The organism is Halalkalibacter flavus (assembly GCF_036663575.1).
In the GTDB taxonomy this organism is placed as follows: Bacteria; Bacillota; Bacilli; order Bacillales; family Bacillaceae_D; genus Halalkalibacter; species Halalkalibacter flavus.
Map to the genome: position 1 here is coordinate 1 of NZ_JAWRVK010000027.1, position 23,270 is coordinate 23,270.

The 23,270-nt window shown below is 39.9% G+C and carries 25 protein-coding genes, 1 tRNA gene and 1 rRNA gene; all 27 read right to left on the bottom strand.

What is annotated here, in order from left to right; genetic code table 11:
- Nucleotides 1-72, bottom strand: a 16S ribosomal RNA gene (locus SAY88_RS16545); the annotation flags it as partial.
- A gap of 391 nt (nucleotides 73-463) precedes the next feature.
- Entirely contained in the window at nucleotides 464-1,963 is a 1,500-nt protein-coding gene (gene lysS / locus SAY88_RS16550; protein WP_332633152.1) for a lysine--tRNA ligase, read from the bottom strand.
- A 130-nt stretch (nucleotides 1,964-2,093) separates the two neighbouring features.
- Nucleotides 2,094-3,095, bottom strand: coding sequence for a tRNA dihydrouridine synthase DusB (gene dusB / locus SAY88_RS16555; protein ID WP_332633153.1), 1,002 nt, complete (start codon nucleotides 3,093-3,095; stop codon nucleotides 2,094-2,096).
- Nucleotides 3,096-3,127: 32 nt separating this feature from the next.
- Nucleotides 3,128-3,325 (bottom strand): helix-turn-helix domain-containing protein, encoded by a 198-nt coding sequence (locus tag SAY88_RS16560; RefSeq protein WP_250098108.1) that lies wholly within the window; start codon nucleotides 3,323-3,325, stop codon nucleotides 3,128-3,130.
- On the bottom strand, nucleotides 3,295-3,804 hold the full coding sequence (gene folK / locus SAY88_RS16565; RefSeq protein WP_332633155.1) for a 2-amino-4-hydroxy-6-hydroxymethyldihydropteridine diphosphokinase: 510 nt from the start codon (nucleotides 3,802-3,804) through the stop codon (nucleotides 3,295-3,297). The genes SAY88_RS16560 and folK overlap by 31 nt, the downstream gene beginning before the upstream one ends.
- Nucleotides 3,801-4,163 (bottom strand): dihydroneopterin aldolase, encoded by a 363-nt coding sequence (gene folB, locus SAY88_RS16570; protein ID WP_332633157.1) that lies wholly within the window; start codon nucleotides 4,161-4,163, stop codon nucleotides 3,801-3,803. The genes folK and folB overlap by 4 nt, the downstream gene beginning before the upstream one ends.
- 3 nt (nucleotides 4,164-4,166) lie before the next feature.
- On the bottom strand, nucleotides 4,167-4,964 hold the full coding sequence (folP, locus tag SAY88_RS16575; RefSeq protein WP_332633159.1) for a dihydropteroate synthase: 798 nt from the start codon (nucleotides 4,962-4,964) through the stop codon (nucleotides 4,167-4,169).
- Nucleotides 4,961-5,827, bottom strand: a complete 867-nt coding sequence (gene pabC, locus SAY88_RS16580) for an aminodeoxychorismate lyase (RefSeq protein WP_332633161.1) — start codon at nucleotides 5,825-5,827, stop codon at nucleotides 4,961-4,963. Before pabC ends, folP begins: the two co-directional genes overlap by 4 nt.
- Complete coding sequence (pabA, locus tag SAY88_RS16585) at nucleotides 5,812-6,408, bottom strand: aminodeoxychorismate/anthranilate synthase component II (RefSeq protein WP_332633163.1); 597 nt, start codon at nucleotides 6,406-6,408, stop codon at nucleotides 5,812-5,814. Before pabA ends, pabC begins: the two co-directional genes overlap by 16 nt.
- A gap of 13 nt (nucleotides 6,409-6,421) precedes the next feature.
- Nucleotides 6,422-7,894: an anthranilate synthase component I family protein gene (locus SAY88_RS16590; RefSeq protein ID WP_431308886.1), complete on the bottom strand. Its 1,473-nt coding sequence runs from the start codon at nucleotides 7,892-7,894 to the stop codon at nucleotides 6,422-6,424.
- 123 nt (nucleotides 7,895-8,017) lie between these two features.
- The gene (locus SAY88_RS16595) at nucleotides 8,018-8,674 is read right to left on the bottom strand and encodes a DUF421 domain-containing protein (RefSeq protein WP_332633166.1); all 657 of its coding nucleotides are present in this window, start codon (nucleotides 8,672-8,674) and stop codon (nucleotides 8,018-8,020) included.
- Nucleotides 8,675-8,797: 123 nt separating this feature from the next.
- Nucleotides 8,798-9,721: a cysteine synthase A gene (gene cysK / locus SAY88_RS16600; protein WP_332633168.1), complete on the bottom strand. Its 924-nt coding sequence runs from the start codon at nucleotides 9,719-9,721 to the stop codon at nucleotides 8,798-8,800.
- A 129-nt stretch (nucleotides 9,722-9,850) separates the two neighbouring features.
- Nucleotides 9,851-10,726, bottom strand: coding sequence for an Hsp33 family molecular chaperone HslO (gene hslO, locus SAY88_RS16605; RefSeq protein ID WP_332633170.1), 876 nt, complete (start codon nucleotides 10,724-10,726; stop codon nucleotides 9,851-9,853).
- A 21-nt stretch (nucleotides 10,727-10,747) separates the two neighbouring features.
- Nucleotides 10,748-11,512, bottom strand: coding sequence for a type III pantothenate kinase (locus tag SAY88_RS16610; protein WP_332633172.1), 765 nt, complete (start codon nucleotides 11,510-11,512; stop codon nucleotides 10,748-10,750).
- Between the two features lie 198 nt (nucleotides 11,513-11,710).
- Complete coding sequence (gene ftsH / locus SAY88_RS16615) at nucleotides 11,711-13,702, bottom strand: ATP-dependent zinc metalloprotease FtsH (protein ID WP_332633174.1); 1,992 nt, start codon at nucleotides 13,700-13,702, stop codon at nucleotides 11,711-11,713.
- A 68-nt stretch (nucleotides 13,703-13,770) separates the two neighbouring features.
- Nucleotides 13,771-14,310 (bottom strand): hypoxanthine phosphoribosyltransferase, encoded by a 540-nt coding sequence (hpt, locus tag SAY88_RS16620; protein WP_431308887.1) that lies wholly within the window; start codon nucleotides 14,308-14,310, stop codon nucleotides 13,771-13,773.
- A gap of 21 nt (nucleotides 14,311-14,331) precedes the next feature.
- Entirely contained in the window at nucleotides 14,332-15,732 is a 1,401-nt protein-coding gene (tilS, locus tag SAY88_RS16625; RefSeq protein ID WP_332633176.1) for a tRNA lysidine(34) synthetase TilS, read from the bottom strand.
- Nucleotides 15,713-16,162 carry a threonine/serine exporter family protein gene (locus SAY88_RS16630; RefSeq protein WP_332633178.1) on the bottom strand — a complete coding sequence of 150 codons (450 nt, stop codon included), beginning with the start codon at nucleotides 16,160-16,162 and terminating at the stop codon, nucleotides 15,713-15,715. Before SAY88_RS16630 ends, tilS begins: the two co-directional genes overlap by 20 nt.
- 22 nt (nucleotides 16,163-16,184) lie before the next feature.
- Nucleotides 16,185-16,937, bottom strand: coding sequence for a threonine/serine exporter family protein (locus SAY88_RS16635; protein ID WP_332633180.1), 753 nt, complete (start codon nucleotides 16,935-16,937; stop codon nucleotides 16,185-16,187).
- Between the two features lie 18 nt (nucleotides 16,938-16,955).
- Complete coding sequence (locus SAY88_RS16640; RefSeq protein ID WP_332633251.1) at nucleotides 16,956-17,954, bottom strand: serine/threonine protein kinase; 999 nt, start codon at nucleotides 17,952-17,954, stop codon at nucleotides 16,956-16,958.
- A complete protein-coding gene (locus SAY88_RS16645) occupies nucleotides 17,920-18,660 on the bottom strand; it encodes a VWA domain-containing protein (protein WP_332633182.1) in 741 nt (246 codons plus the stop codon). The genes SAY88_RS16640 and SAY88_RS16645 overlap by 35 nt, the downstream gene beginning before the upstream one ends.
- Nucleotides 18,661-18,715: 55 nt before the next feature.
- The gene (locus SAY88_RS16650; RefSeq protein ID WP_332633184.1) at nucleotides 18,716-18,868 is read right to left on the bottom strand and encodes a hypothetical protein; all 153 of its coding nucleotides are present in this window, start codon (nucleotides 18,866-18,868) and stop codon (nucleotides 18,716-18,718) included.
- Between the two features lie 12 nt (nucleotides 18,869-18,880).
- Nucleotides 18,881-19,015, bottom strand: coding sequence for a hypothetical protein (locus SAY88_RS16655; protein WP_332633185.1), 135 nt, complete (start codon nucleotides 19,013-19,015; stop codon nucleotides 18,881-18,883).
- 276 nt (nucleotides 19,016-19,291) lie between these two features.
- A complete protein-coding gene (gene spoIIE, locus SAY88_RS16660; protein WP_332633187.1) occupies nucleotides 19,292-21,799 on the bottom strand; it encodes a stage II sporulation protein E in 2,508 nt (835 codons plus the stop codon).
- 284 nt (nucleotides 21,800-22,083) lie between these two features.
- Nucleotides 22,084-22,160 (bottom strand) — tRNA-Met (locus SAY88_RS16665).
- Between the two features lie 147 nt (nucleotides 22,161-22,307).
- The gene (locus SAY88_RS16670) at nucleotides 22,308-22,811 is read right to left on the bottom strand and encodes a S1 domain-containing RNA-binding protein (RefSeq protein WP_332633189.1); all 504 of its coding nucleotides are present in this window, start codon (nucleotides 22,809-22,811) and stop codon (nucleotides 22,308-22,310) included.
- 74 nt (nucleotides 22,812-22,885) lie between these two features.
- Nucleotides 22,886-23,269 carry an FtsB family cell division protein gene (locus SAY88_RS16675; RefSeq protein ID WP_332633191.1) on the bottom strand — a complete coding sequence of 128 codons (384 nt, stop codon included), beginning with the start codon at nucleotides 23,267-23,269 and terminating at the stop codon, nucleotides 22,886-22,888.
- Between the last annotated feature and the right edge of the window lies 1 nt (nucleotide 23,270).

A 23,270-nucleotide genomic window follows, 5' to 3' on the forward strand; every position in this document is an offset into this window, starting at 1 on the left:
AGTCCGCTCGACTTGCATGTATTAGGCACGCCGCCAGCGTTCGTCCTGAGCCAGGATCAAACTCTCCATAAAAATGGCAAGCTGATTAGCTCAAAATGTATCGCTAACGATACTTTATGTGATTTAAAAATCACTAAGAAATTAACGAGATATCATGTATCTCTACTTCGCTTGGCTTTTGTTCAGTTTTCAAAGAACTAACTTGTCGTATCTTGGCGACTTTTGTATCATACCAAAACCAAATTGTAATGTCAACTTGTTTTTTGAATTTCTTTAAGTCGTCTTGGCGACAAGAAATAATATAACATCCCTACATTTTTATTGCAACCCTTTTTAAAAAAATATTTAAATTAAATATCAAAAAGAAGCTCAACAATAAGTAAGAGGCATGAATTCAAGCTAAATATTTTTCTAGAACCATGCCCCTTTTAACTATCCTGTTTACAAAAGAAAACTAGAGCATTTACTCCCCTTGCTCACGGTGTCGCATTTGCGGGAATAAAAGAACGTCTCGTATTGAAGGAGAATTCGTCAATAGCATAACTAGACGGTCGATCCCAATTCCAAGACCACCCGTTGGAGGCATACCATACTCAAGGGCTTCAACGAAATCTTCATCCATCATATGAGCCTCATCATCCCCTTGCTCACGTTCAACGAGCTGCTGTTCGAAACGTTCACGTTGATCAATTGGATCATTTAACTCCGTAAATGCATTAGCATGCTCACGGCCAACAATAAATAATTCGAAACGATCTGTAAAACGAGGGTCCTCTGGATTTTTCTTAGCCAATGGCGAAATAGCTAAAGGATGACCGTAAATAAAAGTCGGCTGAATTAAATCCTCTTCGACAAAGTGCTCAAAGAACTCATTAACAACATGTCCATATGTCATTGTTTCTTTCACGTGTACATTATGTTCCTTTGCAATTGCACGCGCCTCTTCATCAGTCATTTCCTTCCAGAAATCAACGCCAGTCTTCTCTTTAATAGCATCAACCATGTGAACTCGTTTCCACTTTGGCTCTAGGTCCACTTCATATTCACCATAAGTAACCTTAGTTGTTCCAAGTACTTCTCTAGCAATGTGAGCAACTAATTCCTCCGTTAATTCCATTATGTCATTGTAGTCAGCATATGCCTCATACAGCTCAATCATTGTGAATTCAGGGTTATGGCGAGTTGATACACCCTCATTACGGAACACACGACCAATCTCATAAACTTTTTCTAAACCACCAACAATAAGTCTCTTTAAATGCAGCTCAATGGCAATTCGCATATAAAGAGTCATATCCAATGCATTGTGATGAGTAACAAACGGACGAGCTGAAGCTCCCCCTGCAATTGAATGCATTGTCGGGGTTTCTACCTCTAAATATCCTTTTGAATCTAAATAACGACGCATAGATTGCAAAATTTTACTACGTAATACAAACGTATCTCTCACCTCTGGATTAACAATGAGGTCGACATAACGTTGACGATAGCGCTGTTCGATATCTTTTAATCCATGGAATTTATCGGGTAACGGTCTTAGCGATTTAGAAAGCAACTGAAAATTGGTAACCTTAATAGAAAGCTCTCCTACCTTTGTCTTAAACGCCGTACCCGTTACACCTACAAGATCACCAATATCAATTGTATTGAACAAATCATATTGTTCATCGCCAACTGCATCTTTCCGAACGTAGATTTGTACTTGTCCCGTTAAATCTTGAATATGGGCAAATCCCGCTTTTCCTTTGCCACGCTTTGTCATAATTCGTCCAGCAAGAGTCACTTCATGACCTGCTTCATCTAGTTCTTCCTTTGTTTGTTCACCGTATGCCCCGCTCATCGAAGTTGCCGTATGAGAGCGCTCAAACCGTCCGCCAAAAGGGTCTTGTCCTTGTTGTTGTAGTTTTGCTAACTTGTCCCTACGTACAGCTAGCTGATCATTTAACTCAAGCTCTTGAGTCATATACATCATCTCCTCTATCATCAATCATTTTAGCCTATTTTGTCTGTTTTTATATGTAGAAAAACTGCCAGCGTATCACACTGACAGTTTAATAATTACAAACGAATTATAGTGAAGTCTATTAGAAAAGTCAAACAGCACTTGATTGCTCAGCCTCTTGAGCTTCTACCTCATCTACAAATGCATAAAGAGTATTTGCTACATCAGCTCTTGATTCAAAGCTATTAATTTTATCACGCACTCGACCATTTCCGCGCATCCCTTTTAAATACCACGCTGCATGCTTACGCATTTCACGAACAGCAACATGTTCGCCTTTTAATTTGATGAGACGATCTAAATGAATCATGCACACATCAATTTTTTCACGTGGAGTTGGTTCATCAGTAAGTGTACCATTCTCCAAGTATTGTATCGTTTGATAAAGCATCCAAGGGTTCCCTAGCGCTGCGCGTCCAATCATAACGCCATCAACCCCCGCTTCATCTAACATACGACGTGCCTCTTGCGGAGTCGTTACATCTCCATTTCCGATAACAGGAATGTTCACAGAGTCTTTTACATCTTTAATGATATTCCAGTCGGCTTTCCCTTCATACATTTGAACTCGTGTACGACCATGCACAGCCACTGCACTACCTCCTGCACGTTCAACTGCACGGGCATTTTCTACAGCATAGACATGATCAGAATCCCAACCGATACGCATTTTTACTGTTACAGGCTTATCTACTGCGTCAACTGTTGCTGCAACCATTTCATAAATCTTGTTTGGATCAAGCAACCATCTTGCACCAGCATCACATTTTGTGATTTTGGGCACTGGGCATCCCATGTTAATATCAATAATATCTGCATTTGTGTTTTTATCAACGAACTTGGCAGCCTCTACTAATGTTTCTTTTTCACCGCCAAAAATTTGTAAACTTAATGGCTTCTCACGTTCATCAACATATAACATGCTTAGTGATTTCTCATTTCCATGTAAAATCGCTTTATCACTAACCATCTCTGCACAGACTAAACCAGCACCAAATTCTTTTGCGATTAATCGGAAGGCTGGATTACAAACACCGGCCATTGGTGCAAGCACAACTTGATTTTTCATTTCAATATTCCCGATCTTTAACATACCTTTCACCTCCAAAAAAAACGGTTCTACTTTTATAGCAATTGAAACTTTGATATATTTAATACTTTCGCCATCTGTTCTAGCATTGTATCGTTTGGCTGCCTATTGCCTCTCTCGATATCACCTAAAACAGACACAGACATCCCTACTTGTTTTGCAAATTCTTGTTGCGTATATCCTTTGAGCTTTCGGTAAGCTCTTATTTTTTTGCCATAGTTTGTGGATTCCATTTTCTTACCCCTTCTTTATCTGGTAGTTCATCATATATCTCTTGAATTGTTTGTTCAAGGTGCTCTGCGTAGAGAGTCGGATGAATTTCCATAAGTGGGACAATCACAAATGCCCTTTCCCACATTCTTGGGTGAGGGATAATTAGGTTCTCCAACATCATATTCTCTTCGCCATACAGTAAAATGTCAAGATCAATTGTTCGAGGACCCCATCTGATCTCTCTCTCACGTCCGCATTGATGCTCAATTGACTGAGTTACATCCAATATTTCCCTTGCTGACTTTGTTGTTTTTATATGCACGACCATATTCAAAAACGATTGCTGATTTACGTATCCAACTGGATCTGTTTCATAAATCGACGAACGTGTAATTAGTTGAATATCTTCTTGGCTTTTTAGCAACTGTAGGGCCTTTTCCAAGTGGTCAGCTCTATCACCAATATTTGATCCTAATGCGATATATACGTCATGCTTCATGATCTTGACCTCGTTATTTCTACAGCAACAGAATGATAATGTCCTGGAATCGGCGGATCCGGTTTTATCACTTTCACTGTAATTTCCTGTAGCATTTCATAGGCACTTAGTAAATCACTTGCAATCGCTTCTGCAACGGATTCAACAAGCCTGTAGGGTTTTCCCTCAACTATATCCTTAACTCTTTTATAGGCATCTCCATAATTAATCGTCGTTTGAAGATCATCTGTTGTTCCCGCTTTTTTTAAGTCTACATTTAAAATTAAATCCACAAGAAATCGCTGACCTAATTTGTTTTCTTCTTGAAAAACGCCATGATAACCATAAAAAGCAAGCTGATTCATATAAATTTTATCCATCGTCTACTCACTCCTTACTAAGGCATCCATCATGATCGCCATCCGAGACATTTCTTTCACATCGTGTACGCGCATAATTTGACATCCCTTCATAATTCCAAAACAAACCGTTGCTCCTGTCCCTTCTACTCGCTCATCAACAGGGAGATTCAATGTTTTAGCAATTAAAGACTTCCTAGAAGTACCAAGCAGTACCTCATATCCCATTTTTACAATTAAATCTAAATTTCTCATCACTTCTAGATTTTCCTCATGACTTTTAGCAAAACCAATGCCAGGATCCAATATAATGTTTTCTTTTGAAACACCTGCACCTAAACATATAGAAATACTTTCTTCTAAATCATGAATAACATCTTTCATGAGATTGCGGTAAGTTGGATCATTACGATTATGCATCAAGATAATCGGAACATTATAATCCGCAGCGACTTTTGCCATATCCTTGTCCCATTTCGCTCCCCAGACGTCATTAATAATATCGGCCCCAGCTTCAATCGCAAGCTTGGCTACCTCTGCTTTGTATGTATCAACAGAAATCGGTACATTTATCTCTTTTGCAACTGCTTCAATAATTGGAATGACTCGTCTTATTTCTTCTCCTACCTCAACTTGCTTTGCTCCTGGTCTCGTTGATTCACCGCCGATGTCAATAATATCAGCACCATCTGCGACAAGTTGTTTAGCACGTTCGACGGCAAGTTCTATATCCGTATATTTGCCCCCATCCGAAAAGGAATCTGGCGTGACATTTAAAATCCCCATTATACGTGTGCGCTTACTCTCTAAGTCCTTACTCATTCGCTTCCTCCTTTAAGATCCACTCTACTCCAAAGCTGTTTCCGATAAATATGAAACGCTCGCTTTAATTGTTCAGTTAAAACCGCTTCCCCTTTATACTCCTTTCCGTTAAAAGAGGACAAGACAACAACCTCTTGTATCGAGTTTGTAATAAACGCCTCATCTGCATTCATCACATCGTCCAAACGATAAAAACCATGCTCATACGAAATTCCTTTTTCCTCTAATAAAGCAAGAATAAACTGTCTCGTAATCCCATTTAAAATCCCTGTCTCAATCGATGGTGTATAAACAACTTGGTTTTTCACCCAAAAAAGATTGGAAACCACTCCCTCTGCAACAAACCCATCTTCAGTTAAAAAGATCCCTTCCACCGTATTATCATCGCCTATTTCGCGTTTTGCCAAAACATTATTTAAATAATGATGTGACTTTAACCGCGTTGATCCTTCTGGAGTATTTCTCTTAATAGTTAATACTTTCGCTCGCTTCGAATCTACTTGACCTATAGGGAGCGGCTTCATATAAACAATGACCGTTGGCTCCTCATACTCTCCTGTATACAAACCAAGATCTTGTGGGCCAGCTGATACATTCCACCTTACATACGCACTCTGTAAGTTATTTGCCCTCAGCAACCTTTGAATAATCTCTAGAACAACTTCCCGCTCCATCGACCAGCTTATGCCTAACGTCTGCAAGCCGGCCTGTAAACGCCGAAAATGGTCATCCAATAAAAATGGATGACCATCATCAACGCGAAACGTTTCAAACAGACCTAGACCGTACATATATCCATGGTCAAAGGCTGAAACGACCGCCTGCTCTTTGCTTACAATCTGACCATTTATATAGACGAACACGTTGATTTCTCCTTGCCATACGTTTCTATAAAATTCCTCAAGAGCTGCTTGCCTTCTGCTGTCATAATAGACTCTGGATGAAATTGAACCCCTTCTATCGGCAAGTCTCGGTGACGAATGGCCATAATTTCACCTTCATCTGTTTCAGCTGTTACAACAAAACAATCTGGCAGCGTCTCTTTCTTTACAATAAGTGAATGATACCTTGTTGCTGTCAGCGGGGAAGGCAGCCCCTTAAAAATGGTTTCATTGTTATGAGTAATATCTGACGTTTTCCCGTGCATCAAGCGTTCAGCACGAATGACATCACCCCCGAAAACTTGAGCGATCGATTGGTGCCCAAGACAAACCCCAAAGATAGGGATTTTTCCAGCAAAATGCTTAATCGTATCTAAACTTACCCCTGCTTCGTTTGGACTTTTTGGCCCTGGTGAAATCATAATAAAATCAGGGGAGAGCTCTTCAACTTCCTCTAACGTAATTTGATCATTACGTTTGACAACTAATTCGTGCCCCATTTCTCCTAAATATTGAACCAAATTGTACGTAAAAGAATCATAATTATCAATCATTAATATCATTAAAAACTCCTCCTCAACTCAAACTGACAATATCTTCACTCAACTCTTCTTCACTAATCTCTAGCGCATGCCAAAGTGCTCTAGCTTTCTTTAATGACTCTTTGTATTCATTAGCTGCAATGGAATCAATGACAACACCTGCACCAGCCTGCACGTAGGCTTTTCCATCTTTGCAAACCATTGTACGAATAGCAATGTTTAACTCCATATTCTCATCAAATCCGATCCAGCCTATAGATCCAGTATAAATGCCTCTTCGCACAGGTTCAAGCTCTTCTATAATTTCCATCGTTCTCACTTTCGGTGCACCTGTAATCGTTCCTCCTGGAAACGTTGCCCGAATGACATCATAAAGGTCATGTTGATCTGATAACGTCCCTTTAACATTGGATACAATGTGCATCACATGTGAGTACTTTTCTATCACCATCAACTCATCGACTTCTACTGTTCCATAAGCAGAAACACGACCTAAATCATTTCTTTCTAAGTCAACGAGCATAACGTGTTCAGCCCGTTCCTTTTCATTATTAATTAATGTATCAGCTAGCTGTTGGTCTTCCTGCTCGTTCTTTCCTCGTGAACGAGTCCCAGCAATAGGTCTTGTACTTAACTCTGAACCATTTTTTTTAACCAATAGCTCAGGTGAGGCACTTACAAACTGAAATTGAGGAGTTTGAAAATAACTCATATATGGTGATGGATTTAACTTTCGTAATACTTCATACACATGAAATGGCTCAGTTACCATTTCCTTCGATTGCCTTACCGATAAGTTAACTTGAAAGACATCTCCTGCTGCTATATATTTCTTAATCTTTTCAACAGCTTCGCAGAAGGCTTCTTCAGTTAAGGAAGACTGAACAGTAGTTGCTCTTTCCTTCTTCTTCCTGATCCGTACAACATCCTCCTCGCTACCTTCTTTCCACTGCTTTGTATATTGTTCTACTTTCTTCTCTAGCATGTCACCCTCATGCTTTTGCCCATGAAGTATGACCCACATGACCTCTTTGTCATTATCATAAACAAACACTTCGTTAAAAAGCATAAAGTATAAATCAGGTAAGGCTAAGTCATCTGCCCCTATTTCCGGTATGTTTTCGATTTCTCGGACAATATCATACGAAAAATACCCAATCGCTCCACCTTGAAAAGGAGGCAGTTCTGGAATTGTCTCTTGAGTATATGACGCAAGAACTTCTTTTAAACTTTCAAGTAACGGCCCTTTTTTCGTTTCAATGTGCCCGCCCTTTTCAAAAGACAACGTCTGTCCTTTTCCAGAAATCGTTGCAAATGGTTTTAGTCCGATAATATGATAACGTCCCCCTCTTCCACTCTCTAATAGAACATGTTGAGGTTCACTTGCTGCTAATGCCCGGTAACTTTCAAACCATTTTTCTTGACTAAGAGAGAAAGACTTCACTCTGCTTGTCCGGTTTAATGATTTCGTCTTATTCTGTTGCAATGCCTTCACTCCCGTCTCCATTCCTTTTTGTCTATTCTACATGAGAACATTAGAGAGGTAAAAACAAATTATTAAAAAGTCTGTCTAAAAAAGGTGATTTTCCCCTTTTTGGACAGGCTCTAATGAATTCCTTAATTCCACAAATCACTTACTAACAGTCCTCTTATCTTTCTCTTCTATAAAAAACTGCCCTTTCATGTAGCTACAATAAAAAATATCTTTAATTTGTTCGTACCCTCTTTTTGCTAATTCCGATAACAACCACTCTTTTGTTTTTTCAATGACCTTCAGGTGGTCGTCTTGGATGACACCATCTTGGATTAACGGGAGAGTGAAGAGGGAACTCGTATCTTCTTTCCGGAAAATTGATAAGTTTCCTGACCTTTCTAAAATAGCAAAATCAACCTGTCTAATATCAGAAATTCCTTTTTCTCTAAGTTGGAATAAGACATCATCAAGGTTGTATCTCTGCTTTCTCATATTTGTTTGATTGATCTTCCCTTTTTCTATAATCATGACTGGCCTACCTTCAATGAGGTCCCTAAATCGTTGATTTTTCAAACTCACTGTAGTGAGTATTACTTGAATTAGGATTAATAAGAAAATAGGAGCTAATCCCCTCGCCATTGAAACTTCTGGATCTTCAATAGCAATAACGGCAAGTTCCGCGATCATAAGAGAAACGATAATATCTAGTAAACTTAATTCTCCTAATTCCTTTTTTCCCATAAATCTAAAAAACGTTAGAATGATGATAAACACTACAATGGTCCTAAGCAAAATAACAATGATTTCACTCACTTTTTCGTATGCTCCTTTCACATTCTAATCAACTCTTATCGTTCCCCCCAAATGCAATTCAATGCACTTTAATCAACACAAAAAGACTATGAGGCCTACCCTCATAGTCTTTTTCGCTATACATTAGTCTTCAAATTGATATAGTGGTGTACTTAAGTAACGCTCACCGTTTGAAGGAATAATTGCTACTACTTTCTTACCAGGTCCAAGCTTCTCTGCTAATTGAAGAGCTGCATAAATTGCTGCACCAGAAGAAATTCCACCTAGGATTCCTTCTTCACGCGCTGCAGCACGTGCATATTCAAACGCTTGTTCAGTCGAAACTTGAATAACTGAATCATAAATATCTGTATCTAGAATTTTCGGTACAAATCCAGCACCGATCCCTTGGATTTTATGAGGTCCAGGGTTTCCACCTGAAAGAATTGGTGAATCTTGTGGCTCAACTGCTGCAATGTGAAGATTCGGGAAGTTTTCTTTTAGTACCCCACCTGCACCTGTGATTGTTCCACCTGTCCCAATACCAGAAACAAATCCATCAATTTGCCCGTCAACTTGCTCAAGAAGCTCTTTTCCTGTTGTATTACGGTGAATCTCAGGGTTTGCTTCGTTTTCAAATTGTTGTGGCATAAAGTGTCCTTCTTCTTTCGCAAGTTCTGTCGCTTTGCGAATCGCTCCACCCATACCTTCTGGTCCTGGAGTTAATACTAGCTCCGCACCATAAGCACGTAATAAGTTACGACGTTCCATACTCATTGTCTCAGGCATAACTAATTTTGCTTTATACCCTTTTGCTGCTGCAACCATCGCAAGTCCAATCCCTGTGTTACCACTAGTAGGCTCAACGATTGTAACGCCAGGCTTTAACACGCCAGCCTTTTCTGCCGCTTCAATCATCGCAAGAGCAATACGGTCTTTTACACTGCTTCCTGGATTCATATACTCTAATTTTAAATAAACATCTGCATGCTTATCTGATACAAGACGATTTAATTTAACTAATGGTGTTTGGCCGATAAGTTCTGTAACTGAATTTACAACTTTCATAAAGACGCCTCCTCAATCCCTAGTAACTTTATTGGTTTTGTTAAGATTATAGTATCAGACGTTTTCTGATAAGTCAATCAACATGTTACAATTTCCCTATTTTTTTCAAGGTGAGGTTTATTGTTTTTATTATGTTTGCTCTGCTAATTCTTTTAACTCCTCAGCTGTTAATTTATACACCTCGTTACAGAAATGACAAACGGTTTCTGCACCTCCATCTTCATCAATCATCGCTTGAATTTCATCTTTCCCTAAACTGATGATGGCATTTTCAACTCGCTCTTTTGAACATTGGCATTTAAATGCAATTGGTAACTTATCAAGGATTTTCACATTGTCATCCCCAAGTAGTGCATAAAGCATTTCTTCTGGCGGCATGCCAGCCTCTACCAGCTTTGAGATTGGAGGGATCGAGGAAAGACGCTTTTCGATCTCATCAATGATGCTATCATCAGCTCCCGGCATGATTTGAATGATAAACCCCCCCGCTGCTAATATCGAATTATCCGGGTTAACAAGCACTCCTACACCAACAGAAGATGGTGTTTGTTCAGACGATGCAAAATAATACGTAAAATCTTCCCCTAGTTCACCTGAGACGAGGGGTACACTACCTGTGAAATTCTCTTTCAATCCTAAATCTTTCACAACTGAAAGAAAGCCATCTGTCCCTACAGCACGAGCAACATCCAGTTTACCTTGGCTATTTAAATCGAAGTGAGTTTGCGGATTTGTTACATACCCTCTTGTCTCGCCTTTTGTATTTGCATCAATCACGATCGCCCCGATTGGACCTTTCCCTTCAATCTTGACCGTTAGCTTTGAATTACCCTTTAGCATCGTTGCCATCATCGTACTGGCCATCATCGCACGACCTAAGGCAGCGGACGCTGTAGGCCATGTTCCTTGCCTTCTAACTGCTTCATTGACCATATTCGTTGCGACTAATGAGTACGCTCTTACTTTTCCTTCAAATCCAATTGCTTTAATTAAATAATCTTCCATAATCGTTTTTCCCTTCTTTTCTTAAGCATTTTTTTCGTAAATCATTTGTAACCCTTTTAGCGTTAAGAACGGTTCGACTACATCAATGGTCTCTGTTTCCGAGGCCACTAATGAAGCCATTCCTCCTGTTGCAATGACTGTTGGAACCGTACTAGCTTGGGCTTTCATCCTGTTAACAATACCATCTACTTGGCCAACATAACCGTAAAATATTCCCGCTTGCATCGCGTGGACAGTATTTGTTCCAAGTACATTTTTTGGCTTTGCTATTTCAATTCTTGGTAATTTCGATGCTCTTGTATATAATGCTTCTGTTGAAATTGAAATGCCTGGCGAGATAGCTCCACCCATATATTGTCTATCCTCATTAATGTAGCAATATGTCGTTGCTGTACCAAAGTCAACAACGATAAGCGGACTACCATAAAGTTGAATAGCTGCAACTGCGTTCACAATTCGATCCGCGCCTACTTCTTTTGGATTGTCATATTTAACATTTAAACCAGTCTTAATACCCGGGCCAATGACCATTGGTTTAATGCCGAAATACTTTTTACACATTAGTTCTAACGTGTACATGATCGGGGGAACGACTGAAGAAATAATAATTCCCTCTATTTCTCCAAACGATAATTTTTCATGTTCGAATAAGCCTTTTAATGACATGGCCCACTCATCTTCTGTCTTTTGCCTACTTGTTGCAATTCGCCAATGATAGCGCAACTCTTTCCCCTTATAGACACCTAGTACGATGTTTGTATTTCCTACATCTACTACCATTATCATATGTACTCACCGCCAACTTCTCTCTATACTAAAGGCTATCTCTCCTATTTTGTGCAAATCAACACAATAACAGACAGACCAATTTTAATTTACCAATGTTCATTATAAAACAAGCAACATTTTTATGCTTCCATTTGGACTTGCAGATTGTCCCACAGCGAAACAAAAAGAGGATGCCAATATGACATCCCCTGATCATTATTCATCTTTTTTCTTATCTTCAGCAGAAGGCTTCTCATCTTTCTTTTCATCAACCTCTTCCGGAGTTGTATCTTCATCCTTTTTAGAGTTGATATTCACCTTCATATCCGCCTCACTGCCCCCATCTAAATACTTATTCGTATGATGGTTATCAGGAAGCTTGCCTTCGTTAATTAACGATTTAATTTGCTCTGCATCAAGTGTTTCGAGCTTTATTAACGTCTCTGCAACAAGATCTAAACTTGCCTTATTCTCAGTCAAAATCTGTTTACAACGTTCATAACACTCTTTAATAATCTTCTGTACTTCTAGGTCAATCTCATGAGCGAATGCATCACTATAATTTTGTTCATTCTGAATATCTCGGCCTAAGAAAACCTGCCCCCCAGAATTGCCAGAACCAAACTGCATTGGCCCCATCTTTTCACTCATTCCATACTCTGTCACCATCTTGCGAGCAATTGCCGTTGCTCGTTGGAAATCATTATGAGCTCCTGTACTTACTTCGCCAAATTGAACTTCCTCAGCAACACGCCCTCCGAGTAGCCCAATAATCTTGTCAAGCAACTCAGGTTTCGTCATAAAGTAACGGTCCTCTTTAGGAAGCATAACCGCATAACCACCAGCCATACCCCTTGGGACAATGGTAACTTTATGAACCATATCAGCACTCTCAAGCTTAACACCTACAACCGTATGTCCAGCTTCGTGCCAAGCAACAATATTCTTCTCCTTAGGAGAAATGACACGACTCTTTTTCGCAGGTCCAGCTATAACGCGGTCGATCGCTTCTTCAACATGGATCATATTTACTTTTGTTTTATTATTTCTTGCAGCAATTAAAGCAGCTTCATTTAACAAATTCTCAAGGTCTGCACCAGAGAATCCTGGAGTTCGTTCTGCAATTGCTCGTAAATCAACATCATCATCTAATGGCTTGTTACGAGCATGTACTTTTAAGACATCTTCACGACCATTTACATCTGGACGGTTAACTTGAATTTGACGGTCAAAACGCCCCGGACGTAATAAGGCAGGGTCTAGGATATCAGCACGGTTTGTCGCTGCGATGATAATAATCCCTTCATTCGCACTAAAACCATCCATTTCAACAAGCAACTGGTTTAATGTTTGCTCACGCTCATCGTGTCCGCCACCAAGTCCAGCTCCACGTTGACGACCTACTGCGTCAATCTCGTCAATAAAGATAATACATGGTGCATTCTTTTTCGCGTTCTCAAATAAGTCACGTACACGAGAAGCACCGACACCGACAAACATTTCAACAAAGTCCGAACCACTAATTGAGAAGAACGGTACGCCCGCTTCACCAGCAACTGCTCTTGCAAGCAATGTTTTACCCGTTCCTGGCGGTCCAACTAAAAGAACCCCTTTTGGAATACGTGCACCAATAGCAGAGAACTTACGTGGATCTTTCAAGAATTCAACAACTTCAACAAGTTCTTGCTTCTCTTCGTCCGCTCCTGCAACATCTTTAAACTTCGCTTTCTTCTTATCATCACTTACTAGCTTAGCTTTGCTCTTTCCAAAGTTCATGACACGGCCACCGCCGCCTTGAGCTTGGCTCAATAAGAAGAAGAATAAAATAAAGATAATGATGAAAGGAATGATCGATGTAAAAAATGTAACCCAACCACTTGTCTCATCAGCAGGTTGAACATCTACCTCAAAGCCAGCAGCAGCTCCTCCTGGTCCAAATAGCAGATCTGCAGTCTGCTCACTTTGCAGGACATATGTTTCAAAATACTCTCCCTCTTGTTGGTCAGTAAATTGTCCTCGTATTAAATAAACTTGCCTTACTGGCTTTACAGAAAGCTCATTAACCTGACCTTGCTCAAGTCTCTCAGTAAATTCAGTAAACGTAACGTTTTCAACTTGTGCTTGATCAGTACTAAAGACATTTACAATTCCAATAATAACGAGAAAGATAAGTAAATAAAAAATAGTATTACGGAATATACGATTCATCCTTGACCTCCTCCCACGACAATACAGCTTTGTTTATCGTACCATAATTGTTCTTTCGTTCACAAACATTAACTCTCATAAATTTCCGGTTTTAAAACTCCTATGTAAGGTAGGTTACGATATCGTTCTGCAAAATCGAGTCCGTAACCAACGACAAACGCATCAGGAACCGTAAATCCAGCCATATCCGGAACGAGATCAACTTTTCTTCCATCTGGTTTATCTAATAGCGTTACTACTTTCACTGATTTAGCTTTTCGGTAATGGAAAAGCTTCACAAGATAACTTAGTGTTAGACCGCTATCAATAATATCTTCTAAAATGAGCACATCACGGCCTTCAACAGATGTATCTAAATCTTTAACAATTTTCACTTCTCCTGAAGAGACCATCCCTGCTCCGTAGCTAGAAACGTCCATAAAGTCCATTTCTATGTGAGTGTCAATGCGCTTTGTTAAATCACCCATAAAAGGCATAGCACCTTTTAGTACACCAATAACTAATGGAAATTTTCCGTCATATTCCTCTGTTATTTGTTTCCCTAACTCTTTACACTTTTCCTGTATTTGCTCCTCAGAAATAAGTATTTCTTTAATTTCATCCCTTATCAATGTCAAACAAACCTCCTACTATTCATCAGATCTCTCGTTCCTATAACTTGTCAAAACTAATACCTTTTTCGTATCGTGTCCAACATTGGCAACTTTAGACCTGTGTAAAAATGGCACCCATACAATTTGTCCTTCACTATCAATAATGATGGGCCAATGTTCCCTATCTTGTTTCGGGATCTTCCTGTCAATGAACAGTCGTCCTACCTTTTTCGTCCCATCCATACCTCTACACGTCATGCGATCGGATGGTTTTTTACTTCGAACAAGTAAAGGGCCAGATACAATGTCATAATCCAAGACAATTTGGTTGTCCTTTTCAACTATATCTTGATCTTCTGTCACATATGACTCAATTATCCATGTTTTCGTCGAAAGACTCCCAGGAACGGGCAGCGTTTGGACTATTTGTTCAACCTCATGTATATGATCTTTCATAAAATGACATAAATCATACTCACGTCGGATGAGGGTAGAGTCTGGGAAATGAAGATCGGCTGATGGTTTTTCATGTCGAAGCACTTCGAGTACTTGCTCAATATGTATAGACGTAATCAATGGTGAATTTTTCCCGTAAAGATAATTTAATATTAGATGAATCACCCTTCTTTGTAAAGGGAGGGCTATGTTAAGAAGAGCGATACGGGAAATTGTAACGTTTCGTTCACTTTTTTTTGTAATAATAGTAGATTTCGCCTCTTCTGCTAAAGCCATTAACAAACTTTGATCATCCGTTTCCCATTCATGTTTCCTTTGTACATGGGTATGGACCATCGGGTTTTCTTCTTTTAAGAAAGGCAGGATTTCTCGTCGGAAACGATTCCTTGTATAAGCAGACGATTCGTTACTGGAATCACGTCTTGGATACAATAATTCTTCTATACAATATTGCTCAATTTTCTCTTTAGTTATTCCTAGAAATGGACGAATTATTACACCTTGCCCCAATTTACGTTTGACTGGAATTCCATATGTAAATAAGGGGAGACTCCCTCTAACCATCCTCATAAGTACAGTCTCTACTTGGTCATCCCCATGATGACCTGTTGCTAAAATGCTATTAGGATATCGCGACAGGAGCTCTTCAAAATAAGAATAACGCAATTCTCTAGCAGCTACTTGAGTACCCACATTATTTTTACAAGCATACTCTTTCACATTTACACACCTCTGATAGAAAGATATTCCGCGCTCTTTACAGAAAAGCTCAACATAGTGAGCATCTTCATCAGCCTCTTCCCCTCTTAGTTGGTGATGAACATGACAAGCAGCGACTTCAATTTGATAGTGTTCTTTATTCGACCAGAGGTAGTGAAGGAGAGCAATGGAATCTGGTCCGCCAGAAACAGCAACAATGACAAGCTTACAATCTTCAAATAGATGATGCCGTTTTATAAAATTATGGACGTCTGATTTCATAGCGCTGTCCAATCCCTCCTTTTCCAATGGAGAAAATAGATAAAGCAAAAACAAGTCCTGCGGCGATTCCTCCAGCCCGAAGCATCGTTTCAATACCTAACTGCAATCCATTTATATAGTCACCATCTACAAATGCAAGCATTGTAAAATACGCTCTACTCCCTGGAACTAAAGGAATGATTGCTGGAATACTAAAAGTTGTAACTGGAACTCGAAACTTTTTTGCTAACAGATGAGCAACAGTAGCACAAATAAATGAAGCAACTGCTGTAGCGAAAACATCTGACATACCAAGCGCCGGCAATATCGAATAAATATACCAGGCTAGAGCACCAATTGCCCCACCAATCCATAAGACCTGCTTTGGAACATTAAAGATAATACCAAATGCCACTGTAGCAAAGAAACAGAATAATAATTCAATAATCATTGTTTTCCTCCCGAACCCACCTCTATAAAAATAGAGCGATAGCTAGTGCAATTCCTGTTGCAATCGAAAGAGCTGTTATGACCGCTTCAGCACCACGACTCACACCAGCAATAAGATCACCTGACATTAAATCTCGAACAGCATTTGTTAGTGGAATTCCAGGGACTAAAGGCATTAACGTTCCTATAATGACTTGATCTAGGTTTTCTCCAAGTCCTAAAAGAACGAGAAAAATAGCTACCGTCCCACCTAAAAATGCAGACGTGAATTCGGCAAAAAACTTAACCTTTGTATAGTCTTGAATCATAACGATGCACCAACTAGCAACAAATCCTGCGATAAACGCCGGAATTGTATCATATAAGTTTCCCCCGAACAAATAGGAAAAAGCACCACCAGCAACCCCGGAGGAAAAATGCAGGAGAATCGGAGGGTAATTCATCGGTGCTTTTGCTATTTCTTCAAGCTTTCTTAGTGCCTCATCGTCCGTAATTGTTCGACTTACAAACTCTCTAGAAACTTGGTTTACAAGGGTCACTTTATTTAAGTCTTGCAGCCTATCATCAATACGGATCATCTGCATGACATCACCCTTGCCATCGTCCTCAAACGATAGAAAAATCCCAGTTGTCGTCACAAAGCTATGGACATTTTTAAACTGTGCTGATTTAGCCATCCGCTCCAAAGTTTCTTCAACTCGATACGTTTCCGCCCCATATGTAAGCATGATTTCACCAGCAAGCAAACATATATCCATCATCCGATCGGCATTCATTTCATTTCTCCTTCATCCTCACATCATTTGTCCAAATAAGTATAGGATATAAGCTAATAGAAGAAAAGAGGAAAGCAGGAAGATTTCAACAAAGTAGGAGGATTTCTTTTCCTTTTTCTGTGCACTTTGTTTTCGTGATCCTTTCACTTGTTTTGGTTTGCTTTTCTGCTTCATTTTCTCTTTTACTGGGATATGTTTATAGCTAGAACTTTTTGAAACAGCTTTAACCATATCTTTTCTCATTTCTACAGCTGAATGATACTTTCCTTGCAGAGCCTTTAAGATTACGTCTCGATACGGGATAAGCAACGCCTTTTCATCGATTCGTTGTTTCAGCTGCGAAAGAGTTTTTTCCCCTTGCTTCTCAAACCTACTTGGATAGGCACAATTAATCATCATCATTGCTACTGCAAACAAATCATAACTTGGCTCAGCTTTACGAGAACCTTGTCCCCAATAACCTCGATCATAAAATTCCGTATATTCTTTGATTGAACGGCCAACTAGTGTTGTGCCCCCTACATCAAGCCACCTAATTCTAGCAGGCGGTCCAACGACTAGGACATTGTCTGGTTTCAAATCTCCAAATACCCAGCCAGCTGTATGCAAGCGGTCCAAGTCTCCAAGTAATTGAATCATTAAAATACCAAGCCATTCTGCCCCTTTATTTTGCATATACTCAATGAACTGAGTCCCTTTTAAATATTCCATTACATAGAATGGAAAAGTCCCCTCTGCTGTGACAAAGTCATCGACATCTAGCAAAGAAGGTCCAAGAATTTGTCCTTGAACCTTCGAGAAATGTTTTAATACATTAACCTCTGATGTTATTGACATACTATCCATACCCACTTTTAAAGCAACCAAACCTTTAGCCGAATCAGCTAAGTAGACAGATCCAGTCGCTCCTGCCCCAAGAGGACGGATAATTTCATAAGGATGACTATGCCATTTCCCAACAACTTTGGCCCCAGATTGTAATTTACATGCCTGATTCTTCGAGTAGCTGTTCTTCATCACCAGCCATCAAACTCCTTCTTGAGCCTGATTTCGTAAACTTCTGCAGGGCAACTTGCAAAGCAGGACCCGTTGGAGTAATCCCGCCAGAAGAAAGCTTTTGAAAGATTCCTGAAAGTGAATTAAGCTGCGGCGACCAATCAAGTAACTTATCGATATCCTTTTTCTTCCCGGGAAATGAATACAAAGCAAAGCGATTCGCTCCCATTCTCGAAGTAAGACTGATAGATAAATCAGTTAATGCTTCTTGAACCATCGGCAGTTTGTTTTTCATACTAGCACTAGTATCTACTAAAATAAGCACATCTAAATTCATCGTTTCACCAAGCTCATCTACCACTTCCATTACTTGACCTCTTTTAGCTGGGGAAAGGTCTTCCATCTCTTGATTTCCACCAAGAATTTGCGAGAGCTCCTTATTAACCACACCATGAATCGTTTGAGTCATTGCTTTTCTTGTAACCATTTGAACAGTTTGCGCTAACTGCTTTGCAAAGACAACTTGACTTACCCCACCGCCTGCCATTGCAATCGCTTCTACTTCTTCTATTCCTTGTTCATTTAAGTGATTGCCATCAACGACACCAATTACATTTACAGTAATTCCTTGCTCTCTAGCAAGTGCTGCAATCGCGACTGGATCCTCACCTTGATTTGAATGACCGTCTGTTAATAACAAAATCTGCTTTAACGTACCTTTACTCACTTTGTATCCCCTCCAAGTAGTCAGATGTTACCATCATTCACTAGCCTTAGAGGTTTTATACGTAAAGAGGAACTTTGTCGAAGAGTTTTAAGAAAAAAGGACGACCTTCCCTTTTTTTCTTAAAACTCTTGCAATGAGCGGAGCCGCCGTTATCTTTTAAGCCTAATGGAGCGATCTTCTCCTTTTGGCGCACGGCGCGCGCAGCCATTGCACATCCCTCCTACCTACTAATTTCCAAGAAAAAAAGGACGACCTTCCCTTTTTTCTTAAAACTCTTGCAATGAGCGGAGCCGCCGTTATCTTTTAAGCCTAATGGAGCAATCTTCTCCTTTTGGCGCACGGCGCGCGCAGCCATTGCACATCCCTCCTACCTACTAATTTCCAAGAAAAAGGACGCCCTTCCTTTTTTTTAAAACCCTTACAATGAGCGGAGCCACCGTTATCTTTTAAGCCTAAAGGAGCAATCTTCTCCTTTTGGCGCACGGCGCGCGAGCCATTGCACATCCCTCAAGACTACTAATTTCCAAGAAAAAGGACGCCCTTCCCTTTTTTCTTAAAACTCTTCCCCTCCTCAAAACTAATGTTAGTTAGTCAATGATGTCATCTTTTCATCTATTCAATTTTCTATTTTTCACGAAGACTTTCTTCCTCTCTTCTTTACTAGTTTTGGTGATTTATATAATGGAATCGCTGACCACTTCGGCGTGTTTCGTTTAACCTTTGCGACAATCACTGTCATATCGTCATTAATGTTCCCTTGTTCATTCCGGATTATTTTTTCTAAAATGACATCCGCCACCTCTTGTGGATCATCCGTTTTTAGTTCACTTAGTAATCGCTTCATCCACATTTCTTTATTCTCTACATGCTTAGGAGCATCGTAGATTCCATCACTCATCATGACAAGCAGATCACCAGCTTTTAACTGTTCGCTTACTACATCAACATCAAACTCTTGAATCATCCCCATCGGGAGATTACTTGCCTCAACTTTTATTACATTGTTTCCTCGTTTAATGAAACTTGGGATTGAACCTATTTTTAAGAACCTTGTAGTCGCATCCTGCAAATCTATCATTGCTAGGTCAAGTGTCGAGAAGATCTCATCTGTCGTACGAAGCGACAAAACGGAATTCACCGATTTAATTGCGACTGTCTCCTCAATGCCAGATTGAAGAATTTTTTGAAGCAATTGTAATGTTTCGTTGCTCTCCAAGTGAGCTCTCTCTCCATTGCCCATCCCATCACTGATCGCAATGGCATATTTTCCAGAGCCTAACTCAATTGTTGAATAGCAGTCACCTGATACCCAAGCCCCTCCTTTAGCAACATGAGCCACACCCGTATCTATTACGAATTGTTTCGCAGATCCAAACGATACATGACTAAAGCCATTCGGATAAAATCCTATCTCCTCTTTTTTTACAATGACTGTTTCACTTAACAAATCAGAAAGAATCGGTGCAATGACCTTCTCACATTGACCATGACCATTGTCAGAAGATATGCTCATTTCAATTTCAAGATTTCCTTTTTCCAAACTATAAATATCAATATGCCCAATCTCTAATCCCACTTCACGAAGGGCATCTAGCATTTGCTCTTCTTGGTAATGATGAGCTGCTTTTTCTTTTTGAATTTCTTTTGCAAAGTCCCCCATCACACGCGAAACACCTAGCAGTTGGTCAGCTACTAACCGACGACTTTCCATCACTTGTCGCTTAAGCTTTTGGTTTGCTTGATATTGACCATGCTCATTCCTAATTGCTTGCACGACCTTCTCTGGTTTAATACATTCCTTTTTCCACTCTTTCATAAGCACCTGATCTTTTATTTCTCCATATTCTTCTGTTTCAGTCATAATACGTTGCATAGAATCATATGTTTTATTAAAGTTCTGTACCCAGCAGCGTTCCTTCTTAAAACATGTCTGACATGTCTTTTCCGTGACGTTGCTAAGGAAAAAGTCAACGTCTCTTTCTGCATCTTCTCTGTTAGACATTTGAGCTGGGGTTTGAAAGCTATTAGATAACGTTTGAAACAAAGTCGAAAATTGTTCAACTCTACCAGCTGTTAAATCTCTAATTTTTCGTAAATATTGCTGCTGCTCTTTGGAATGTTCCACTGTACCTGGAATATACCTAGCCAAATTCGTAAATACACTCTTAGGTGTTAAAAAGAAGACTAAAATCGCTGCCATTGACTCCATTAATGTGACGGACACTTGTGTTGCTCCTTCGCCGTACAAGCCTATTAACAGTGTCCCTACGAGAAGTCCAATCCCAACACCAACTTTTTTCCCTTCTTTTAGGAGACCTCCTAACAAACCGGCGAAAGCTAGCAAACTCATTTGGTACAAGCTTGCCACACTAGCTAAACTGAGGATTAATCCTGTCACAACACCTACAGTCGAACCAATTGCAGCACCTCCTACAAAAGCAAAGGCAAGAACTAAATACCTCGCCAGAACATGTTCAACTGTCATATCATAAATGATCCACCCTACCGTACCTGTCATAACAGAAGCCAGTAAAATGATTAAACAAACAATTTCTTCATTTCTAAGTGGCTGTTTCATTTTACGAGATGTCACAATAGGAACACTCTGCAAGAAAATCATTGTTAAAATAAAACTTAGCCCCGCTTCGACAGTAGCCATCATTAAAGCATAGTTCGAAATCGTCCCATCTAAGAAGAAAACAATTCCTAGCCGAGTTGCCATACTAGCTCCAAAAACCGTATATGGCAGTGCTTTCGTTGGATTTTGAACGTATTTGGCAACTACTTTTTGAATAAGCACATACGTAATGATGGCCAAAATCACAAAACCAACCTGGCCATGGTATCCAGTCATTGCTCCAGCAACTAACGAAAGGGCCGCAATTGGTGCACGCTCACGTTTCAGCATATAAATAGCCGCTAAATACGGTAGGACAAATGGCGTAAGTTCAGATAAGATCATTGCCCTCCCGAGTAAGAAACCAACAATAGCGACCATTAAACCATATTGATAAATAGACGCTTTTGTAGCAGAAGCAAGTTTTTCAGTTACTCCTTTACCAAAGCCCATCCACTTACTCCGTAAAGTCCTTCCTTCTTCAGCGGGTTCCGTCCATTCTTTCGTCAACTTCTGAATCATCAACATCCACCACCCTAGTTTTATTCGTGTACCCATTATAAACAGATAGAAGCTTCATTTTTTGTCAAAATCGCAGGACGAATACCAAAAAACGTTCGACTTCTTTCGGCCAAAATAGGTAGTAATAGATAAGGAATCTGACATAGAAACTATTATTATGGTGGATTATTGTAGTCTATGGAGAAAGGTGAGGATAGATTTATAAAAAAGTAGTTGTTACGAGGTTACTTTTAAAAAAACAAAAAACCTGCACTCCAACGAGTACAGGTTTATAATTATGTATTTGGTAGCGGCGGAGGGGATCGAACCCCCGACCTCACGGGTATGAACCGTACGCTCTAGCCAGCTGAGCTACACCGCCAAATTGTCATTTGCGACATTAATAAGTATACTAACAACTCAATCAATTGTCAATAAAAAATTCCATGATTCTATTTAACATTAAAAAGAGGATGACTTCAACGTAAGCCATCCTCTACCTAGATGTCCCTCGCATTAGAGCAGCAAGTTATCCTCTACGGGCGCCTCGACCCCCGCGTTTAGATTCTGTTTGACGCTTCAATGTTGAGATGCGCTCCTCACTATCCTTTAAGAAGCGGCTCATTTTGTCTTCAAATGACAAAGACGGACGTGCTTGGTTGGTTCTTGGTCCACGACCACCTTGTGGGCGATTTCCGCCTTGTGGACGGCCGCCACCTGGACGTTGTGAATTGTTGAAAGGACGACTTGGACGGTCTGTACGCGCTGGTCGTTCAGGAGCTGCTGGTCGTTCAGGGCGATCAACTGCTTTACGAATGGAAAGTCCAATCTTGCCATCGTTTTCAACGTTTACGACTTTAACTGTTACTTCGTCCCCAACCTTCAAAAATTCGTTAATGTCCTTAACATAATTATCAGCGACTTCACTAATGTGTACAAGGCCAGTAGAACCACCCGGCAGCTCGACAAATGCACCAAAATGAGTGATTCCTGTAACCTTACCCTGTAACTTGCTGCCTACTTCGATTGACATGAAAAAATAGATCCTCCTTAAGAAATCTGAAAATGTTCATTTTTTTATATTATACCCGAATAGAAAAAAACGTGTCAATTTGACGATGATTCAGGTAATTTAAACAACGTTTCACCAGGTTTCGTTAGATAATAGTCTCTTCTTGCAATCTCAGCAATATAGTCAAGGTCATTATAGTTCTTAATGTCCTCTCGTAACCTTGCTTCCTCGAATTGCAGTTGTTTGAGTTCCTCTTCTAACGCCACTTGCTCTTGCCTTTTTTCCTCTAATGCAGAAGCTTGGGTATAGATTGACACACATGCAATACTACCTAAAGTTACAACGAATATGGCTATTACACTTAGCCTACGAAAGAGACCTCTTCTCTTTCGTGCCGCCATTTCTAGTTCTTGTTCTCGTTGCTGGATATAGGATTTATCCATCTCTCTCACTCTAGACGTACGATCTGTGACCATCATT

Coding starts and splice junctions, on each gene's coding strand:
- lysS (WP_332633152.1), bottom strand. CDS start 1,963: ATGACTCAAGAGCTTGAGTTAAATGATCAGCTAGCTGTACGTAGGGAC.
- dusB (WP_332633153.1), bottom strand. CDS start 3,095: ATGTTAAAGATCGGGAATATTGAAATGAAAAATCAAGTTGTGCTTGCA.
- SAY88_RS16560 (WP_250098108.1), bottom strand. CDS start 3,325: ATGGAATCCACAAACTATGGCAAAAAAATAAGAGCTTACCGAAAGCTC.
- folK (WP_332633155.1), bottom strand. CDS start 3,804: ATGAAGCATGACGTATATATCGCATTAGGATCAAATATTGGTGATAGA.
- folB (WP_332633157.1), bottom strand. CDS start 4,163: ATGGATAAAATTTATATGAATCAGCTTGCTTTTTATGGTTATCATGGC.
- folP (WP_332633159.1), bottom strand. CDS start 4,964: ATGAGTAAGGACTTAGAGAGTAAGCGCACACGTATAATGGGGATTTTA.
- pabA (WP_332633163.1), bottom strand. CDS start 6,408: ATGATATTAATGATTGATAATTATGATTCTTTTACGTACAATTTGGTT.
- SAY88_RS16590 (WP_431308886.1), bottom strand. CDS start 7,894: ATGGAGACGGGAGTGAAGGCATTGCAACAGAATAAGACGAAATCATTA.
- cysK (WP_332633168.1), bottom strand. CDS start 9,721: ATGAAAGTTGTAAATTCAGTTACAGAACTTATCGGCCAAACACCATTA.
- hslO (WP_332633170.1), bottom strand. CDS start 10,726: ATGGAAGATTATTTAATTAAAGCAATTGGATTTGAAGGAAAAGTAAGA.
- SAY88_RS16610 (WP_332633172.1), bottom strand. CDS start 11,512: ATGATAATGGTAGTAGATGTAGGAAATACAAACATCGTACTAGGTGTC.
- ftsH (WP_332633174.1), bottom strand. CDS start 13,702: ATGAATCGTATATTCCGTAATACTATTTTTTATTTACTTATCTTTCTC.
- tilS (WP_332633176.1), bottom strand. CDS start 15,732: ATGAAATCAGACGTCCATAATTTTATAAAACGGCATCATCTATTTGAA.
- SAY88_RS16630 (WP_332633178.1), bottom strand. CDS start 16,162: ATGATTATTGAATTATTATTCTGTTTCTTTGCTACAGTGGCATTTGGT.
- SAY88_RS16635 (WP_332633180.1), bottom strand. CDS start 16,937: ATGAATGCCGATCGGATGATGGATATATGTTTGCTTGCTGGTGAAATC.
- SAY88_RS16640 (WP_332633251.1), bottom strand. CDS start 17,954: ATGAAGAACAGCTACTCGAAGAATCAGGCATGTAAATTACAATCTGGG.
- SAY88_RS16650 (WP_332633184.1), bottom strand. CDS start 18,868: ATGGCTGCGCGCGCCGTGCGCCAAAAGGAGAAGATCGCTCCATTAGGC.
- SAY88_RS16655 (WP_332633185.1), bottom strand. CDS start 19,015: ATGGCTGCGCGCGCCGTGCGCCAAAAGGAGAAGATTGCTCCATTAGGC.
- spoIIE (WP_332633187.1), bottom strand. CDS start 21,799: ATGATTCAGAAGTTGACGAAAGAATGGACGGAACCCGCTGAAGAAGGA.
- SAY88_RS16670 (WP_332633189.1), bottom strand. CDS start 22,811: ATGTCAATCGAAGTAGGCAGCAAGTTACAGGGTAAGGTTACAGGAATC.
- SAY88_RS16675 (WP_332633191.1), bottom strand. CDS start 23,269: ATGATGGTCACAGATCGTACGTCTAGAGTGAGAGAGATGGATAAATCC.